At 59.5% G+C, this 22,122-nt stretch carries 4 protein-coding genes; 3 read left to right on the forward strand and 1 reads right to left on the reverse strand.

The window, feature by feature from the left end; genetic code table 11:
- Positions 1-268: 268 nt before the first annotated feature.
- Positions 269-13,726: a LamG-like jellyroll fold domain-containing protein gene (locus Poly24_RS21865; protein ID WP_145100652.1), complete on the forward strand. Its 13,458-nt coding sequence runs from the start codon at positions 269-271 to the stop codon at positions 13,724-13,726.
- Between the two features lie 48 nt (positions 13,727-13,774).
- Positions 13,775-19,366 (forward strand): protein kinase domain-containing protein, encoded by a 5,592-nt coding sequence (locus Poly24_RS21870; protein WP_145100656.1) that lies wholly within the window; start codon positions 13,775-13,777, stop codon positions 19,364-19,366.
- On the opposite strand, the gene Poly24_RS21875 is transcribed toward Poly24_RS21870, so the two are convergent.
- A complete protein-coding gene (locus Poly24_RS21875) occupies positions 19,345-20,205 on the reverse strand; it encodes a class I SAM-dependent methyltransferase (protein WP_145100659.1) in 861 nt (286 codons plus the stop codon). The two genes, Poly24_RS21870 and Poly24_RS21875, sit on opposite strands and share 22 nt — an antisense overlap.
- Positions 20,206-20,504: 299 nt before the next feature.
- On the opposite strand from Poly24_RS21875, the gene Poly24_RS21880 reads away from it, so the two are divergent.
- Positions 20,505-21,827 (forward strand): outer membrane protein assembly factor BamB family protein, encoded by a 1,323-nt coding sequence (locus Poly24_RS21880; RefSeq protein WP_145100662.1) that lies wholly within the window; start codon positions 20,505-20,507, stop codon positions 21,825-21,827.
- The last annotated feature ends 295 nt before the right edge of the window (positions 21,828-22,122 follow it).

A 22,122-nucleotide genomic window follows, 5' to 3' on the forward strand; every position in this document is an offset into this window, starting at 1 on the left:
GGGTATCGATGAACCGGCTTTTTTAGAACATCGGCACTCGCCCCCCCTGCCACCAGCGTTACTGGTACTCTCGATAGCTTCGATATAATCGCTAAACCCAAGCAAATCCCGATCTCTCGGGAGGTCATCGGGGGGGAAACTTGCGGGTTTGTCTGGGGAAAACGATCGGCCACAAACGTGCGGTGACTAGGATAAGCGGTTATTCTGAACGATCTCCCTACCCCTGCGTTCGTTAATTCAATGGCCGCTGAAAAGGTAAATCTCGTCGATGCGATTGTTACACGCCCTCCAACGGTTTAACCAGGCGAAAGCTTGGGCACGCCAGCTGCTGCGAGTTCGGGGTGCCCAGCCGGTCCGCCCCCCTCTGCCGGTCCGGTTGCGTCGCGCGGCCCCCTTGAGCGTTGGAAGGCTTGAGAAACGGATCGTGTTGGACGCAGGGGGCGTCTTGTCGGCCATGGGGGAATTGGTGATCACCAGTGACGCCGCAGTCGCCAACGAAACGGTCACGATCGATTCGAATACCGACGGCGAGCTTCAGATCACCCAGCTGGGGTCCCCTTTGGAAATCGTCGATCATCTCGGCGCACCGGTCACGTCGTTAGACACAGTGACTTCGATCGATGTTTCGCTCGGCGGTGGCCAGGATCATTTGGTCGTCGATTTCCACAATGCCCCCAACGACGCATCGCTTCCTTCGATCACCTACCATGGCGGTCCCAACAGTGATCCCGGCGAAGCGGCGTCGGATCGCTTGAGTCTGATCGGCGACGGCACGCAAACGGCCGTCTATTCATTGAACACGCTGCTGCCTGCCGAGGGATCGATCACCGTAGGCGACCCGGCGCTGGGCAGCTCGACAATCACTTTCACGGGACTAAAGCCGATCGAAATCACGGGGATGTCGTCGACTTTGCTACAAGCTGGCGATTCGGGCGCCGGCGATTCTCCCACGGTCCGAATCACGGGCGAATTCGACCTCACCGCAAACGGGAGCGAAGCGGATTTGCAGATTCACAACGGGGCAAGCCTCTCGGGAACCGGAACCGTTCTCGCAGGCGACCGGACGGCCAGCGTGAATCTTCAATCCGGAAGCACACTCGCTCCCGGCGACAGTCCCGGATCGCTGACGGTTGCCAATCTAAACCTCTCCAGTGGTTCCACCTTTGCCGTCGAGATCGACGATCACGATGCCAACGATCCTTTGGCCGCATTGCCCGGCGGCATTGCGGGCGTCGATTACGATCAAATGCGTGTGGAAGGGACGGTCACGATTGGCACCGACGTTCTGCTGAACCTCGAGGATTTGGGATCGACCGAAGCCAACCCGCGCGACGTTTATACGATCATCGACAACGATGGCACCGATGCGGTCGTCGGTCGGTTTGTCGACACATCGAACGTCGTGTTGGAAAACGGCGGTACGGTGACCGCGGTGGGAGGTCTTCAGTACCGCATTGATTACAACGGCGGCGACGGTAACGACGTCACCTTGATCGGCATTCCGGCGACGCGGGCGGAGGTCTTCGTTTCCCACGACTTCACGCAATCACCCGGCAGCGTGATCGCCGACGTCGACTTTAACACCGCCGGCAACCAACCCGGGATTCTGGGAATCGATGCCTTCCCGACGTTGGAAGAAGCGATTCAAAGCGTCGACCTCGGTGGCACCGTTTACGTCGACGCGGGGACGTATGTCCACACCGGCACCTTGCGGATCGATCGCTCGGTCACGATCGAAGGCCAAGGGATGGGGCAGACCGAGCTTCGTAAAGCGGGTGCGCCGGCCGGCAATTACGACGAAGCGATTCGGATCACAGCCGACAACGTCACGCTACGTGGGATGCAGTTGGGTTGGGTGGACTTCCTGGCCAACGATTACCAAGGCTACGTCGTGTTGACGCAAGCGGATCACACGACGATCCACCAGGTTCAATTTGGCGAGTCGTTCGGTGGCAACCCGTTGGACGACGAAGGGTATCGCAGCGCGATCGTCTTCGAAACGGCAGACCACTTGGAAGTTTCGGATTCCATTTTTGAAGGGCGTTGGGGCCGCGCTACGATCCGCGACGGCGCCGATGGCAGCGGCGAAAACTTCCTGATCACGCGCAACGAATTCCGCGAGGACCATTTCCGTTGGGGACCGATCGCGATCGGGCCGCAGGGAACGTTTGGCGAACCGAACAACTTTGCCTTCAGCGGTGAGATCTCGTTCAACTACTTCGGCAACGGACTCGATCCTGTCGACTTCCAATCCAGCGGCGACCAAAACCATACGGTCACGATCACGAACCAGGGACTCACGCCCGACGGCCTCCTGATCGACCACAACACGTTCGATTGGCGCGACACCGACACGCAAAACCAAAACGGCGTCCATGCGCAACCTGCGGGCGTTTACATCAATCCGGCGTTTACCAACCACACCGATCAGATTCGGATCCAAGACAACATTTTTTATGGCTTTGCGTACGGCGGCCAACAGCCCGGCGAAGAGCAACCGACGTGGCAACCGGCAGCCGGTCGGTTCGATGGCGCAATCTACCTCGATGGCGACGGCGACTTTGGGCTCGTGCAAGACGATCGAATCGACATCGGCGATTCGGGCAGCTTTACGGTCTGGATCAATCCCGATGTGCTTGGCAAGCGTCAGGAAATTGCCGGCGGAGCGGTCGAATTTCAGCTTCGTCACAGCAACGACCTCTACTTTTATCCCGGCAACTTAGGCGATGGCGATACGCTGGTCTGGAGCACCGACACGATTGCGGCCGACACCTGGACCCACCTCGCGTTCACCTGGGATCACGCATCACAGCAGGGCCATATTTACATCGACGGTGTCGAAGTTGCCTATCGTTCCGGTTACGATCCCGATGTGAGTCCTGATTGGACCGAAATCGTCGACACGATGCAGGCGATCTTTATCGGCCGTGATCCTGGGAACCCCGACGCACGCGATTTCCACGGCTCGATGGACGACCTAGCCTTCTTCGACGCAGTGCTCAGCCAAACGGAGGTCCAGAGTGTCATGACCGGCGGAGCGGCGACGTACGCTGCCGATGCCCGTATGATCGCCCATTGGGACTTCGATCAGACCAGTGGGAAGACGGCGATCGACAATCAACAAGGGATAGAGATGCGGCTGGTGACCGATGGGATCGTTCCCTTGGGTCCCGAATTTGTCGCCGGAGCAGGCCGGTTCGATGGTGCGTTGGCGTTCGATGGTGCCGACGATTTCGCCACGTTCCAAGATGCCACGTTCGATGTGGGATCCAGCGGCACGTTGAACTTCTGGGTCCAGATGGATGCCACCGATCGGCGAAACCAATTTTTCGAAGGCCCCGAAAACGGTGGTTTCGAAATGCAGTATCGGACCAACGGCAGTGGTCAGGTCTACGGTCGCACGTCGACCAACGGCGACTACGTCATTCGCAGTGGCGGCGATGCGGCGGTCTTGGATTCGGGTTGGCACAACATCCAGTACACCTGGGATTTCGCCACCAGCGAAATGCAAATTTATGTCGACGGTGTTGAATCGACGTATCTATCGAGTTACACGCCGGAAAATCTCAACTGGACCTCGGTCGCTGATACCGTCAATGGCTTGATGTTCATGGGCCGCGACGCCAGCAGCAGCGATCGGTTCTTCGATGGCATGATGGATGATGTCGCTTGGTACGACACCGCGTTGTCGACAGCCGAACGGGATGCCATCCGCGCCGCGGGAGTCAGCACGCACGCCAACCTCGTTGCCCACTGGGCTTTTGACCAAGCCCCCACGGCCGAGAACACCTACACCGGCGACAATGGCACGTCGATCGTGTTGTATCTTCAGCAACTGCCTCCGGCACCGCCGATCCAGGGCAGCGGCGTGATCACACCAGCGGACGCGGTGGTTGTCAACAATGCCTTTTTCGCCAATGACGTCGATTCGAACCAGACGCTCGACGCCTCCAACATCACCGGCGACGATGCCAATCCGTTTGCCAACGGCGATCAAACCAACGCCACGGCGATCCCCCTCGCCGAATTCTATACACTTCGCTTTGGCTCTTCGGCCGCTTACCAATCGACTCAATTCCAGTCCGACATCGCCACAACACTGCCGCACATCGGTGCCTACCAAGGGGATCCGATCGCGGTGGGTGTGGAAGACATGTTGATCGTCGGCACCGATCAAGACGACATGTTGGTCGTCACCTTCGACGGTGAAGCCTCCGGAACCTTCGTACTGACGACGGGTATCGGCACGGCAGACGAAATCACGCTCGGACCGGTTTCCTTCAGCGACATCACCTCGATCACCTTCGACAGCTACGGCGGCGACGACGTCTTGAAGATCGTCCAACCCGACAACGGCAGCATCGATGTCAGCGGGGGCATCTATTTCAATGCCGGTTCGCAAGCGAACGATGGAATCGGCAACGACGCGATCCCAGGAATCGACGGCGACACGTTGATTCTCGAAGCTTCGCCCGCAATGACAACCATCGATAGCGTGCATTACTTCTTTGAAGATGAGGGCACCGTCGGGCATGTCGGCTCGATCGTGATCACCGACGCGACCAACAACGGCGGTCTAGGGGGTTCAACCACGATTTATTACGACGGATTGGAACCGATCTTCGACAACCTGAACGTCGACGATCGTAGCTTCACATTCAATTCCTCTGCGGCAACAGAAACGATCACGTTGTCCAGTCCCGGCGACGCGGTCGGGCCGTTGCCCACACCGTTGGACAACAAGATCGTTTCCGACAATGGTGGTATCCCGCTCAGCGAAGTCGTCCACTTCAACAACCCCAACGTCTCGATGACGATCCACGGTGGCGATGGCAACCAAACGATCAATGTCGATTCGCTGGATTCCGACTACCGCGCTGCGCTCACAATCAACGGCGATGATGGCGGCACCGACGTCGTCAACTTCAACAGCTCACTTGGAACGTTGTTGCTGGGCTCGGGAAGCGTCACCGGAACGCTGGCGGTGACCGCCGAAACGATCAACATCCACGCCGATGTCAGCATCGACACCAGCGGTGGTGTCACTGATGGCGATGTTACGTTCGACGCCGTCGCGGGGATCGCGATGCACGACTCGTCGACGATCGCCGCGGGAGATGCCGACATTCGCATGACCTCGCAAGGCGACATCGCGATCAGCCGAATCACTTCCGCCGAGACCGTCGCGCTGACGACCACGGCCGGTCGGATCATCGACAATCGCAGCTCCGACGAAGCTGCCAATATCACCGCCACCTCAGCCGCGCTGCGCGCCGAAACAGGAATCGGTTCGGGAACCGCTGCCGACGATGCGGATCTCGATCTCGATGTTTCCAACCTCGCGGCAGTTACCAACGCGGGCGATATCCATCTTCAAAATGCCAAAGAGCTATCCGTCGAGACAGTCGACGGGTTGTCGGGAATCGCGGTTACCGATTCCCTGAACAACAACGCGTTGGGAAACATTACAATCCGCACCGCCGGAGCGTTTCAGATCGCCGCGGGTACTGGAGTGCTCAACGACGACGGCGGCGATATCACGCTCGCAGCCGAAGGGACTTCCATCGGCGACAGTTTGACGATCGAAGCCGACGTGACTGCCGCAGGCGGATCGGGAAACATTTACCTACTGGCTGGCGATTCGATCACAGTGGCTGTCGTTGCGATCACAGCGACGCAGGCCGGCGCGATCCTGCTCAAGTCGGGAACCGATTTCAACAATGGCAGCCCGCAGATCGGCAACGCGGCGGGGCTAATCGCTTTGACAGGTTCCGCTCACGTGCAGACCGATGCCGGGCACATCTCTTTGCTCTCCGCCGATTCGATCGATTTAGGAAGCGACGTTCGGGTGCAAACCGCCGACTCGGGAACGATCGATCTCGATTCGTCCGTCGGCGAGATCTCCATGGATGCGACCGCGATCCTGGAATCGACCGATGGTGACATTCGAGTTTCCGCCCACGGCGACTTCACGATCGGCGATATCGTTGCCACCTCTGCCAACGTTTCACTGATCAGCGCCACGGGATCGATCCTCGATGCCGACGCCAACGATTCGGATCTCGATGTCGTCGCGCAACGCCTGCGATTCAATGCCGCTGTCGGTTTTGGTGAACTGGGCACTGGAGCCAATGCCATCGAAACAAGTGTCGTCGTCGTCAGCGGCCGATCCACCAGCGGCGGGATCCATCTGATCGAGAGCGATGCAGTGACCGTGGGAGATGTCGACGCGATGGTCTACCGCGTTTCGGCAACCACAGTCCCCACCGCTATCGTCGATGGCTCGCAAGGCGATTTGGTGACGACAGCCGATAATGGCAGCATCGTCCTGCGATCGATCGCTGGCGATATCACGCTGACCGATGGGACCGCCGCGGCAGACGGCAATGCAGTCGTCGCCCACGGCAATGGCAACGTCTTGATTTCAGCGGAAGGTTTGGACACCGATATCGTCGTCGACGCCGACGTTCGGTCCACTTCGGGCAATCTCAGTTTGATCGCCGCCCGCGACCTTCAGTTGGGTGGAAATGTCGACATTCAAACCGCTGGCGATGGCACCATCGATGTCGAAGCATCGACAGGATCGCTGGCGATGGACGCAACCGCAACGTTGCAATCGGTAGCGGGCGATATCCGAGGACTCGCAAACAACGACTTGACGATCGGCGACATCTTCGCCACCGATGCCAACGTTTCGTTGACCGCTCGCACCGGATCGATCCTCGACGCCGATGGTGATGACGCCGACAGCGACGTCACGGCACAAGGGCTTCGCCTTAACGCGGGGAACGCAGTCGGAACTTTGGGCGCCAGCAGCAACGCAATCGAAACAAGCGTTGGCGTCGTCACGGCGCGCGCCGCCGCTGGCGGAATCAACCTATTGGAATCCGACGCAGTCACCGTCGGCGATGTCGCGATCACCGTCAACCGCGTTGCCTCCGACGGGTCGGTCGTCGTAGTCGAAGACGCGGCACAAAGCGACTTGGTGACGACAGCCGATAACGGAAGCATCGTCCTGCGATCGCTCGCTGGCGACATCACGCTAACCGACGGTAACGCCGCGACAGACGGCAATGCGGTCGTCGCCCATGGAAGCGGCAACGTCTTCATTGCAGCGGAAGGCATCGACACCGACATCGTTGCCGACGCGGACGTTCGTTCCACCTCCGGCAACCTCAGTTTGATCGCCGCTGGCGACCTCCAACTCAACACGAATGTCGACGTTCAAACGGGAACCGATGGGACGATCGATGTCGAAGCGACGACCGGATCGCTGGCGATGAATTCTACCGCAACGCTGCAATCGGATGCGGGCGACATTCGAGGATTTGCGAACAACGATTTGACGATCGGCGACATCGTCGCCACCGATGCCAACGTTTCGCTGACCGCGATCGACGGATCGATCCTCGACGCCGATCCTGATGACGCCGACATCGACGTCACGGCAGAAGGGCTTCGCCTAAACGCGGCCAACGGAATCGGAACTTTGGGCGCCAGCAGCAACGCGATCGAAACAAGCGTTGGCGTCGTCACAGCGCGCGCCGCCGCGGGCGGAATCAACCTATTGGAATCCGACGCAGTCACCGTCGTCGATGTCGCGATCACCGTCAAACGTGTCACCTCCGACACGTCGGTCGTCGAAGTTATCGACGCGGCACAAAGCGACTTGGTGACGACAGCCGATAACGGAAGCATCGTCCTGCGGTCGCTCGCCGGCGACATCACGCTGACCAATGGGACCGCTGCGGCAGACGGCAATGCGGTCGTCGCCCATGGAAGCGGCAACGTCTTGATATCAGCCGAAGGCATCGACACCGACATCGTCGCCGACGCGGACATTCGTTCGACCTCTGGCAACCTCAGTTTAATTGCCGCCGGCGACCTAAAGCTGAACGCAGATGTCGATGTTCAAACAGGAACCGATGGCACCATCGACGTCGAAGCATCGACCGGATCGTTGGCGATGGACGCAACCGCAACGTTGCAATCGGTTACGGGCGATATCCGAGGACTCGCAAACAACGACTTGACGATCGGCGACATCTTCGCCACCGATGCCAACGTTTCGCTGACCGCTCGCACCGGATCGATCCTCGACGCCGATCCCGTTGACGCCGACATCGACGTCACCGCAGAAGGCCTTCGCCTAAACGCAGGGAACGCAGTCGGAACTTTGGGCGCCAGCAGCAACGCGATCGAAACAAGCGTTGGCGTCGTCACGGCGCGCGCCGCCGCTGGCGGAATCAATTTATTGGAAACCGACGCAGTCACCGTCGGCGACGTCGCGATCACCGTCAACCGCGTCACCTCCGACGCGTCGGTCGTCGAAGTCATCGACGCGGCACAAAACGACTTGGTGACGACAGCCGATAATGGCAGCATCGTCCTGCGGTCGCTCGCCGGCGATATCACTCTGACCGATGGGACCGCTGCGGCAGACGGCAATGCGGTCGTCGCCGATGGCAGCGGCAACGTCTTGCTGCAGACGATTTCAACGACGGCAGACATCGTCATCGACGCCAGCGTCCGCAGCGAAAGCGGCCACGTGAGCATCAACGCAGCGGACGACATCCATCAGAATGCCGATCTGATGACCGGCGGCGAAGGGACCATCTCGCTAACGGCCTCCAATTCAAACGATGATGGTGTCGGCAACGATGGAATCGTGATGCGTTCGGACGCGCAAACAGTTTCCGGAGGTGGAAACATCCGCTTGCAAGCCGCTGGTGAAAGCGACCTGTTCCTGGGCCTAATCGATGCCGGAACCGGAGACGTTTCGTTGCTCGCCGAACGCGACGTGCTGGATAACAATGGGTCAACGTTGGGCAATGTTCGGGGCGATGCATTGCGAATCGTTGCCGATGCCAACGGGAACCAAACGGGGACGATCGGAACCTCCGATACCGGCAACTCCATTGAAAGCAACGACCACGCGATTCAAACCGCCGTGACAACGCTAGCCGCTGTCGCTGCCGACGGCATCTACATTCTTGAATCCGACGCGATCGCGATCGACCACACGACCGACATTTCGGTCCAACAGGTGGGCGCCGACGCGACGGTGACCACGATCACCGATGCCAGCCTTTCAGATCTTGAAACGACCGATGCCGGCCCCATCAAATTGAAGACGCTGGCCGGAACGATCACGATCAACGAAGGGGATGCCGACGACAACGGTCTCCATGCCGCGGGCCTCGGCGACGTGTTGCTCGCCGCCGGTGGCGACGCTTCGGATGTCGTGATCAACGCGGACGTTGCGAGCGATTCGGGCAACGTGAGCCTTTCCGCCGCGGACGACATCGCGTTGGCCGCCGATCTTTCCACCGGGGGCGAGGGGACGGTGTGGAGCCAAGCGGGCAATGCGTTCGCCGAAACGCCAGCCGTCGATGGCTTCCACATGCTAGTGGGCTCAACGATCACCAGCGGTGCCGATATCGCCATCGAAACGCTGGGCGAAAGCGATCTTGTCGTCCAAGCGATCGACGCGGGAACCGACGCGGTCCGTTTGTCGGCTGCCGGGAACATCATCGATGGCAACGGAGCGACACTCAACATCACCGCCGGCTCGGTCATGTTGATCGCCGACGCGAACTCCGACGGCGAGGGAAGCATCGGATCGCCCGATCCATCGAGCCTGCCAAGCGACAACTTGAAAGCGATCGACATCGCGGCCCAACGCGTTGCCGCACGCAGCGCCGATGGAATCTACCTGCATCAGACCGCGGGCGATCTGACTGTCGACACGGTCTCCGTCGATGTAAATCGCGTGCATTTCAATTCGACCACGTCCGAAGATTCGCAAACGCTAGCCGATTTGGAGACAACCGATTCCGGTTCGATCAAAGTTGTCGCGTCCGATGGCGATCTAACACTCGACGATGGTGACGACGACGGGATCGCAGTGAGTGCAGCGGGGGGCGGCGACGTCCTGTTGGACGCACGCGGGTCGGGGAACCTGAACATCAATGGATCGGTCTTCAGCGGAAGCGGCCAGATCGGCTTGCAAGCTCAAGAGTCCATCGAACTGGCAAACGATGTCACAGTGCAGACCGGCGGCGACGGGACGATTGCGATCGACGCGAGCCTTTCGGCGGGAACCAGCGGCGCGATCGCGATGGCTGCCGAAGCCCGCGTGCAAACGGTAAACGGCGATATCCATATCGCTGCCGACCAAACGATTTCAGTCGGCCGCATCGAGACGCTTGCCAACGTGAGTATCACCAGCATCGCCGGATCGATCGTCGACACCGACATGGATGACGCGGCAATCGACGTCACGGCAGCGGGCTTGCGAATGAACGCGTTGAACGGCGTAGGCATGCTGGGAGCGACGGCCAACGGACTGGAGACCCAAGTTGCGACGCTGAGTGCGCGTGCGGGAAACGGTGGCGTCCACGTGATCGAAGCCGATGGCCTGCGTATCGATGATGTCGCGGTCCAGGTGCAGCGTCCCGAGTTCCGGTCGACGCAAACGACGGTCAACGACCTCGCGCAAAGCGACCTCCGCACGACCGATGACGGCAGTATCGTGCTGCGGTCGCTCGCCGGAGAGATCACGCTCAACGAAGGAACGGCATCTGCGGGAGACGGCGCGATCCAAGCCGATGGGATCGGGAACGTTCTGATCGCGGCCGAAGGCCTCGGTTCGCAGATCAACGCCAACGCAAATATTGTCAGCGGCGTTGGCAATATCAGTCTGATCGCCGCCGATTCGATTGCAGTCGCCGCTGGCGTGAACGTTACCACAGCGGCCAACGGCACGATCGATCTCGAAGCGACTGCGGGGGCGTTGACGATGGCGGCAACTGCCACACTGCAAACCGAGGCAGGCGATATCCGCGCGGCGGCGGGAGCCGATCTGACGATTGGCGATATCGTCGCGACCGACGCCGACGTCTCGCTGATCAGCACCGGCGGATCGATTCTGGACGCGGATCCCGACGATGCGGATGTCGATGTGACAGCCAACCGCTTGCGTTTGGCTGCGGCCATTGGCGTTGGAACGGCAACCAATGCAATCGAGACCGATGTCGATACGCTCAGCGGCCGCGCGACCTCCGGCGGGATCCAGTTGCTCGAGACCGATAGCATCGCGATCGACGATGTCGAGGTGACGGTGCAGCGGGTCGGGAACGATGCATCCTCGACGGATCGAACCGATGCGTTGCAGAGCGATCTGCGCACAACCGATGGCGACGGTTCGATCGCATTGCAAACGATCGATGGCAGCATCACGCTCAACGAAGGGACCGCAGCCTCCGGCGACGGGGCGATCTCCGCCGACGGATCGGGGAATGTTCAGATCGACGCAAATGGCGCCGACAGCGATCTGATCGCTGGCGCCGACATCGCCAGTGGCAGCGGAGCCATCGTGATCGATGCGTCCCGCAACATTCTGCTGAACGCTTTCGTCGACGTGACGACAGCCGGTGCCGGAACGATCGATCTGACGGCGACCACGGGCAACCTGACGATGGCTCCAACAGCGACGCTGCAATCGGTGGCCGGAAACATCACCGGGACAGCAGAGCAAGACGTCACGATCGGCGACATCACATCGACGATGGCCAATGTGATCCTGACTTCACAATCATCGCAAATCATCGACGCCGATCCGGCGGGCGATTCCGACCAAGACATCGCGGCGGTCGAAGCGATCCTAACGGCTCCGCTAGGCATCGGCGTTGGAAATGCGATCGAAACCTCGGTCGACGTCTTGGAGGCCGAAGCGACGACATCCGGGACGATCGAAATCGTGGAATCCGATGCAATTGAATTGCGTCGGGTGATCACAGGAGACGGTCGCATCGCGGTCACCGCGGGTGGAACGATCACAGCGACCGAGGTGCAGTCGACCAACACAAGCTCCTCCGATGCAGCGATTGGACAGGCCGACAGTCGCGACATCGCGTTGGTCGCCAATGGTGCGGCGAGTAGCATTTTGGTCACGAAGATTACCGCAGCGGCGGGGGCCGATGTGCACCTGACCGCCGACAATGACATCCTAGATACCGACATCGATGATGACAATTTGATCTTCGCCGACGACCTGCATTTGATCGCGGGGAATCAGAGCGATGATGGCGACAACGCGGTTCAACTGACAACAACGATCAACGACCTGCAAGCCGAAGTCAGTGGCAGCGGCCGCGGCGATCTAGAGATCCTCGAGACCGATGCATTGAACTTGGTGACCAGCGATGAAGCGACCGACGCCGATATGTTGCGAACCAGCAACGGTGAAATTCGCGTGTCCGCTGGCGGATCGATCGTGCTGGCAGATCCCGACCTCAGCAACGACGGCGGCGACCGGACTGCCGATCCCGAGATCGTCGCTGGGGGCGACAATGGACGGATCCTGTTGCAGACCGACGCCGACCTCACCATCGACGAAGGAGTTCAAATCCACGCGTCGCAATCGACGGCCGGCGCGGTGAGGATCGCCGCTGTCGGAGAGATCCTGCTAGGCGAACAGATCGAAATCAACACCGGCGCCAGCACCGGTGTGGCTCGCGTCTTTGCACCGCGTCCCGAGGAAGGCGTGACCGACACGGCGTTCTACGATTACGATACCGTCACGACGACGATACTCGCATCGGAACCGGGAGGTTTCGGCGGCGATCTGACGATCGACGTGGGAACGGCCGGCGAACGCGGGCTGGCGATCGAAATCGATTGGGGTGCGGAAAGCAATCGGTTCCAGGTCGTCGACGGGATCGATGGCGAATCGATGACGACCGTCCATCACACGTACACCGAAGCGGAAATTTTGACGACCACGCTCAACGGTCGATCTTCCTCGACCAATCCCGTGGAAGTTCGTTTTACCGTTCGTCAACACGAATCGATCGTATTGGAAGGCGCGTCGATCGAACAGGGAATATCGGGAGCCCAGATCGTCGATGGCGGCCTCGTTTCTTCGACGGACAATCCGCAGACCAGCCCGTTGTTAGAAAATGGCGAAGCGCAGTTCACGGTTCCCAACTTGTCGATTCCAACCCGGCTGTTCTTTCCACCGCCGGAGTATCCTGAGTTGGTGCGTCGCCTCAGTGAAGCGTACGCCGAAACATCGACTCTGTTGACGACGACTTTGACATCCACCGAGACCTCGTCGGTCACCACCACCACCTCACGCGATGAATACTTTCAAATCCGTGTGATCTCTCCCGATCCCAATATTGAATCGGAAGTCCCGCCCGAGCGCCTGCCCGACGACATCCTTTCGGGCGACAAACTGCAAACGTTGTTTGCCAACTTGCCCGATGGGACCTACGAGATCGAATACGTGTTGGGAGAAGGGAACGCACGGTCGATCTTGCGCGTGGAGATCCGCCAAGGCAAGCCGATCATTCCGGGAGAGGATTTGGAGGGAGGCCTCCTGAAGCTGAAAGAACTGGATTTGGATTTGTTGCAGGAGCCTGCTCTGCCGATTCAACAGCAGCCCGACGATTTTGAATCGACCGACGCGACGTCCTCGGTCGATGCGGCGGAGTTCACCTTGGTCGATCCCAGCAAGCCAGAGCACGTTATCCCACAAGTTCATGCCGAGACACCCGAAAGGCTGGATGGATGGCAAGATGCCGTGACGACCGAAAACGATGAAGGCGTGACCTTGGCAACGGGAAGCGTATTGCTGGGGTTGTTGGCCAAGAAACAACAACGTCCCCGCGGCGGCGAATACAGCCTGACGAGGCGCATTGTGCGTCGCTTTGCCAAATAATTCGCTCGCACCCTACAGAAGCCACATTTTTGTTCGGACAGTTTGACGATGACCAACAACGATCCTCACGACAATGACGACCGGAAAGGCGCGGATAAATCGGAACCGATGTTCCCTCTCCGCGCCCCGGAGGACCACGTAGTGCCACCGAGCGACGCGGATGAGTCCAATGCTCCGGCAAGCGAGCAGGTGGGGGACCAAACCGTTGAGTTCGACGAGGAGACCAGCTTTGACGTCGACGATTCACCGTTGAGCAAAGCGTTTGGCCCAACGGGGACGATCGTAGAAGGCGAACATTTCCTCGATCCCCAACAAACATTTTTCCCCGGCGATCAAACGGTTGAGTTCACTCAACAGGCTTCCGACGATTCCCCTACGCTCGATGCGGACGACTTGCAGGCGCTGCAGTCCGACGGACCAATCCAGCCCGATCTGGCTCGAACGGTCGACGAAGCCTTTGGTAAGACGTTCGAGACTCCAACCGTCGACCTCGGTAATCCTCAAGGGGTCGCCGATTTCCCCACGCAAGAATTTGAAAGCGGGATGATTCCCGATTCGTCGGATCTGAAGGAGACGATCGATCCCGATTCGGTACTCAATGGTAACAACATCACCCAAACGATCGACTCACGCGCGCTCAGCGATGAAGACAAACGGATTTGGGGACTGACGACCGATTTCAGCGTTGCCAGCGAAGAAGCTCCGCGACCGGCAGCGCCCCGTGGCGCGGTCGATCGCGATAACATCACCGAGAGCAAGGTCTTAGTTCCTGGCCGGCAATTGTCGGGCATCGGCACCGACCTCACCCTGGGATCCGATTACGAATTGATCGAGGTCCTGGGCGAAGGTGGAATGGGCACGGTCTACCTGGCCCGCCAGACCTCGCTGGACCGGCTCGTAGCGCTCAAGATGGTCCGTCCACTGCCCGATGCCAAGGCCCAACAACTGCGTGAAACCGGGCGACTGGACGCTGCCGAAAACAATCGCCGAAACCAATTCCTCTCCGAAGCGATCGTCACGGGCGACCTCGACCATCCCAACATCGTCCCGATCCATGACCTGGCATTGGCCGACGACAAGGCCTTGTTCTACGCGATGAAAAAGGTCGACGGAACGCCCTGGTCTCAAGCGATCATGGACAAATCGCAAGACGAGAACCTCGAAATCTTGCTGAAAGTCTGCGATGCGATCGGATTTGCCCATGCCCGCGGCGTCGTTCATCGCGACATCAAGCCCGAAAACGTGATGCTTGGTGAGTTTGGGGTGGTGATGCTGATGGACTGGGGATTGGCGATTCCTAAACCCGGCTGCAAAAAGAAGTCGACGATACAAAAGGCGGCAAGTTTGGGTGGTTCGCCTGCTTACATGGCCCCCGAGATGGCCACGGGCCCGGTCGAAAGCATTGGACCGGCCAGCGACATCTACCTGTTAGGCGCAGTCCTGTTCGAAATCATCACCGGCCGCCCACCGCACATCGGCAACAACTTAACCCAATGTTTAAAAGCGGCTGTCACAAACCAGATCGTCGAAGTCTCCAGCCGCCACGATGGCGAACTGATGCAGATCGCCCGAACCGCGATGGCGACCAAGCCTTCGCGACGCTATGCCACGGTTGCCGATTTGCAAAAAGCAATTCGCCAGTACCGATCGCATGCCGAGAGCATCATGATGACGGTGCGTGCCGATACGGATCTGCTGCAGGCCGAAGAATCGAACGAATACACCGATTTCGCACGGGCCACGTTTGGATTCGAAGAAGCGTTGACGCTTTGGCCAGGCAACGAGATCGCGGCCCATGGATTGGACAAAGCACGGATCGCCTATGCAACCAACGCTTTGCAAAAGGAAGACTTTGAACTCGGGCTCTCACTGCTGGATTCCGGTCAAGAAGCGCATCGTCCGCTGATCGATAAACTGCAGCACGGTCAACAAGACCGCGATTCCCGTCGCGGACGTCTGCGCCTCGCCAAACAAGTCGCCGTCGGCCTGGTCGCTTTTATCTTGCTCGGGGGCACCGGCGCGCTCTATAAGATCAGCACCGAAAAGAACCGCGCCGTCGATGCGGAACGCCAAGCCCGCACCAACGCTCGACTGGCCGAAGCGAAGCGAGCCGAAGCGTTAGCGAACATGGAGCTTGCCAGGCGAAGCCAGGTCGAGGCAGAATACCAGAAAGGGATCGCTCAAGAGGAGGCCGATGAAGCCGATCGGCAGCGAGCGATCGCCACGCAAAAAGCGATCGAGGCGGAGAGCAATTTCCAATTGGCCGCCGCCAACGAACGCAAGGCGATCAAAAATGCCGAAGAAGCGGCGCGACAAGAACAGATCGCTTTGCAGCAACGTTCGATCGCCATTAAGAATGCCGAAGAAGCGATTCGCCAACGCGAGAACGCGGTCTACGAAGCGTATGTTGCGCAGATCGGTTTGGCCAAAGCACGGATCGACCAAAACGAATTCGATGACGCACGTCGCATTCTGTTGGAATTGAAAGCTCAGACTGCCGAGGGTGAATCGCCTGGCTGGGAATGGCAATGGCTGTGGCATCAAGCCAACCAGGCTCAAGATGACAAACCGTTGTCGGCCGCCGGACGCAATCTCGCGATCAACCGCACCGCCAACCAAGCGATCGTGACACTTGAAGATGGCACGACGCAACGCATCGAAATCGACGACGCCGGGAAGATCACAACAGCCGAGGTCGGCCAATTGCCCAGCCTGGGATCAGTCGAGGTGACGGCGATCTCTCCCGACCAACAGGCGATCGCCACGGCGGGTGCCGATGGAATCGTGCGGTTGTACGATGCCAAGACGCTCGAATTGCGGAGCGTGTTGCGCGGTCACACCGACGAAATCACCTCGCTTGGTTTTGTCGACGAACAACGTTTGATCAGCGGCAGCCGCGATCGAACGCTGCGATTGTGGGATCTGAACCAACAGCGAGAACTGGCGCAGTGTTGGCACATCGCCGCGGTCAACGACCTGTCGCTGTCGCTCGCCGACGGCCGAGTCCGCATCCTGGCGGCGGTCGCCGATGAACGCTCCGGCCGCGCCGTGGTCTGGGACCTCGAGGCGGGACAATTTCAACGCGTCGGCGATTTCCTGGAACACGATGCGCCTCTGATGGCCGTCGCACTCTCCGCCGATGGACTCCGCGCCGCCTCGGGCGACCGCAGCGGCCGCGTGCTCGTCTGGGAAACCAACGCGGTTCACCCGGTCGATTATGCGTCGCGGATCACGATGGCGGTCAAAGCGATCTCGGGATCCGATGCTCTCGCAAATCCCGCTGCCCCATCCGACGCGCGCTCGCCGCAAGCGACGTCGTTTCGTGAACTTATCGATGCGCAATCCAACGAGACGCTGAAACTGACGCCCACCGATTCGCAGGCGTCGCTCGCGGCGGCGCACACCGATGCGATCGAATCGATCGAGTTCAACGCCGATGGGACACAATTGCTGACGACGTCCGACGATTACACGATCAAGCTCTGGGATGTCGCATCGACTCGATTGACCAAGACACTTCGCGGGCACGGCGGCTGGGTTCGCGACGCGGTCTTCTTTCCTGGAAACGATGGCCGGATCTTGTCGACAGGAAACGATGCGGCGGTCCGCGTTTGGCAACCGGCGACGCTACAGGACACCGTCGCGTTCCAATCGACCGAATCGGACATGCCATCGCTGCAAACGCGCCCTCACGACGACGAGATCTGGTCGGCGTCGTTCAACACCGACGGAACAAAGATCGTCACGGCCAGCCGAGACCACACGGCACGCATTTTGGAGATCGATCCGCAGACGTTGGGTTTCAAAAACACGGTCGACTTGGTCGACGAGAACGGACGCCTGCAGGAGGGTTCGCCATTTGTTGCCCTTTCGCTGGCGGTCGATCCAAGCCACAACCGGTTGTTTGTCGGCAGTGCCGATTCCACCGTCCGCGTCTGGGATATGGGAAGCGGCAGCCAATTATCGAGCGCTATCGGAACCGGACTCAACACAACCCTTGCGGTCTCGTCCGACGGCAGGTTGTTGGTCACTGGCAGCAGCGACGAAGAGGCGAGGTTCCTGGTTTGGGAAATCGACGCGCAGGGCATGATCGCCGAAAAGCCGAAGTTCCGACTGAAACAACATCAAACCACCGTCACCGCAATCGCGATCTCACCCGACAACCGCCGGATCTTCACCGGCGATCGCAACGGGCTAGGCGTGCTGTGGGATAGTGCGACCGGCAAAGCCGTCGGGGCAGCGTTGAACCAACACCTTGGATTCCGGATCAATGCGGCACAGTTCACCCCCGACAGCCAGCAGTTGTTGATTGCCGCCGACGATCAAAAGGTCTCGCGGGTCGATTTAAAGACGCTGCAAATGTTGGACGTCCTTCCGCACCCAGGTTTTGTCACGCGGCTGAGCATCGCCCCCGATGGACGAACCGCCGCGACGTTGGCGGAATCGTCGCTCGAAGGAACGCTCACCAGCACCGTCACGCTGTGGGACCTCAGCAATGGAAAGGACCGCGTGATCGATCGCGCGGTCCGCCGCAGTGAAGCGTCCGAAGCGGAAGCGGCGAAAAACCAACGCATCGTGAGCGTTCGATTTGGCGATTCGGAAACGCTTGTCACCTCGCACGATCAAACCTCCGGCGACGTGGTCAAAGTCTGGCGACTCACCGGCGGAAAGGCCACCGTGGGGCAGGTCTTGCAGATGCCGAAGAAGCTGGCGACGTTGGCCGATGCGGTCCCGATGGGAACCGACCGCCTGCTCTCGCTGGCCGGCGACGCGGCGTTCCTGTGGGACCTAAAAAGTCTGAATCACATCCGCAGCTATCGATCGCACGGGGGCGTGACCGAAGCCGATTTCTCGTTCGATGGAAAATACGTCGTCACGGGAAGTCGTTCGATCCGGATTTGGGACGTCGCTTCGGGGCGATCGCTGCAGAAGATGGAGGTCCCGCACGATGGAGCGGTCCGCACGGTCCAATTCTCGCCAATCGAATCGGATTACACTTTTGCCAGCGGCGGCGAGGATGGTGTCTGTCGTCTGTGGCGTTGGGATCCACAACAGCAAGCGATCACACTGATCAAAGAATTGCAGGACGCGGGAACCGAGAAAGCCACGATTCATCAAGTCCGCTTCTCCCCCGACGGGAAGTATCTGTTGAGTGTTGGCGACGATGCGATTGCTCGCGTTTGGAGTGTCGACCAAGATCAACCGCCACACCGGTTCAAAGACAAGGAATCCGATGCACCATTCTTGTGCGGAGCGTTCTCCGCCGATGGCCAATGGATCGCCGTAGGGTCTGAAGACCGGCAAGCCCGCGTTTGGCAATTAACCGATGACCGCGAGGGTGCCGACACGCCGCGAAGCGTCTTGCAGGGACATGCCGATCAGATCGAAGCGATCGGATTTCTGGGAAGCGATCCGCGACAGCGTCGCATCATGACCGCCAGTCGCGATAAATCGGCGCGACTGTGGGACCCGCGACTGTCCGATCGGTCGGGCAAGGGACGCGAGATCCTCGCGCTCCGCAAGCACTCCTTGGGGCTGACGGCTGTCGACGCCACGCGCGATGGCAGCCTGATGATGACCGCCAGCCGCGATGGCACGATCATCTTGTGGCCCGCCGGCTATGCGACGCCAACGATGTAGCTGATCCAACTGGGATGACTCGGCGCGTCGGTGCCGCGTCGCCATTCCCCGGCGTCTTTGCCGGCGTCCTCTTCCTGTTCCCAATAGACGTGACTCTCGCGGAAGCCCGCCTCGGCCAACAGTTCGCGGACCTCGGGGATCGTCCAGAAACGCCAGTGATACTCAAAGGCGTTTTTCATCTTGCTGCCATCGGCGAATTTGAAATCGATGCGGAAATGAGCGTCCGCGTTGACCGGGTTGAAGCTGACTTGTTGCCAATGGTATTCGAAGCCGTGCTTCCCTTTTTTGATCGTCCGCTTGTCGACGTTCTGCTCCTCGTAACACGCGCCGCCTCCCATCATGTCGATCACCATGATCCCTTCGCGGTTCAAGTTCGCTCGCGCGGCCTTGAAGTATTCGAGCACTTCGGGACGCGTCTTAAAGATCCAAAACGAAAAGTTCTGCGCCGCCAAGACATCGACGGTGGGAGTGCTGGGAATCCGAACGTCTTCCTGCAGCAGCGTCACGCGCGACTGTTGCTTTTCGGTCAGTTTGGACAGGTTGTGGTCGCGGCCCCACTGCAATGTCTGATCGCACAGGTCGACTCCGATCGCCGTCCGGCGTTTGTTCGAATCGACCCAATCGCAACAGACGGCAAAAGTGCCGCAGAAGTCCTCGCGAAGTGTATAGGGTTTGCGGCGAAAGGCGTCGCGAAACGCTTGCTCAAAGAACTCGACTTCATGGCTGGGCGATTGCACCGACTTCTGATAGCAGAGGAACTTGTCGGCGGTTTCGGCCATCGTTGGTGGCTTCGATTTGCGAGCTGTTTTTGGAGCGGCCTTGGTTTTCGTCTTGGTCATCGTTTTGCTGGGGTGATCGGTAACACAGGGGCTCGGAAACCGGCGACGGCATCGCGGCTGTCCTATTGAACCGCTTGCGCCGTGGGCTGACTAGGTGTTGTCTACAATCCGCCGCGGCAGCGCGTTGGCTGATTGTCGATGCAAAAACGGGGCGAAGGCGCCACTGTGCGATCGCGCCGGCAACGGTTCCGGTTTACCGAATCGACGTTCGACTTGATTCCCGTGTTGGCGGGGGATTATCCTATGGGGATCGTGGCCTTCCTAGAGTTTGCTTCCTACCAAAACGAAAGACGATCCCCATGCGTTCCGCTTCTATCGCTCGATTCCTTGGATGCGCAGGACTGATCCTGTGCGGAAGCTTTGCCACAGCGGAAAACTGGCCTCAGTTCCGTGGTCCGCATTTTAATGGCTCGTCGACCGAGACGAATCTGCCGACCGAGTTTTCGCGCACCGAAAACGTTCGCTGGTCAGCCGATCTGCCCGGACCAAGCGCTGCGACGCCCGCGATCTGGGGCGATCATATCTTCGTCTCCAGCACCTCCCCCGGAAACGATGAACTGCTGGCCCTCTGCTTCGACCGCAAGACGGGGAAGCAGTTGTGGCAACATGAGATCGCCAAGGGGACCCGGCAGGACACGCGAAGCACCTTTGCCGCACCATCCCCCGTGACCGACGGAAAGGTCGCGATCTTCTTCTTCGGCAACGGTGAATTGGTCGCTTACGACTTCGACGGCAAACAGCAATGGAAGCGCAACCTGCAAGACGAATACGGATCCTTTGCGTTCCAGTGGACTTTCTCGACGAGCCCGCTGATCTACCAGAACCGCTTGATCATGCAGGTCCTGCAACGCGACACCCCCGTCAACGGACGCGGCTTGGCGGACAAGGTGAATGAATCGTATCTGATGGCGATCGATCCACAGACCGGCGAAAACATCTGGCGGATCATTCGCCCGAGCAAGGCACAAGCGGAATCGCGTGAAGCCTTTACGACTCCGATCCCCTACCAGCACGACGGGCGAGAAGAACTGTTGGTGATCGGCGGCGACGCGATCACCGGCCACGATCCGGCGACCGGGAAAGAACTGTGGCGTTGGGGGACTTGGAATCCGCAACGCATCGGGCACTGGCGTCACGTTCCCTCTCCCGTGGTGGGCGATGAAACGATCCTGATCTGTGCTCCAAAGAAGGACCCGATCTACGCGGTTGCCGCCGGCGGCAAAGGCTTGTTGGACGATTCGTCGATCCGCTGGATCAGCACCGACGATCGCAACTTGACGTCCGACGTTCCCACTCCTGCGTTTTACGATGGCGACTTCTTTGTCCTCAGCGACCTGCGGAAGATGCTGATGCGAGTCGAACCGAAGACCGGGAAGGTCAAATGGGAAGTCAAAACGCCTGGACTGAAGAAGTATGAAGCTTCGCCAACCGTTGCCGATGGCAAGATCTACGTGGTCAACTTTGCTGGCGACGTGGTCATCTTCGATGCCGAGACGGGCGAGATCATCAACAACGTTTCGATGGATGATCCGAGCGAAAACAACGTCCGATCGAGCGTTGTCGTCTCCGGCGGCAACCTGTTCATTCGCGTGAACCACAAGCTGTATTGCATCGGCAAATAGTCCGAGCACTGGCAAACGCAAAGCACGGCTTGAGCGATGCTCTATTCCGCACAAGCCGTCGCGGGCCACGCAAGGCCCACCTATTTCTAGCCGCATTTGCTGCGTCATCGATCCTCGCCACAGCGAACGGGAGTCTCGGGACCGGTTCGCATTTCTTGCGAGGTGTTGTCACCTCCCGCACTGATCTTGCCTTGGCAAGCGGTCAGCCACTATAGAGAGTGGTGAATTCGATTGCGCAACGCGAAGTGGGTCCGATGACCGGTTTCGGCTCTCGAAAGATCTCAGCACAACGCAG

The organism is Rosistilla carotiformis (assembly GCF_007753095.1).
GTDB classification, from domain to species: Bacteria; Planctomycetota; Planctomycetia; order Pirellulales; family Pirellulaceae; genus Rosistilla; species Rosistilla carotiformis.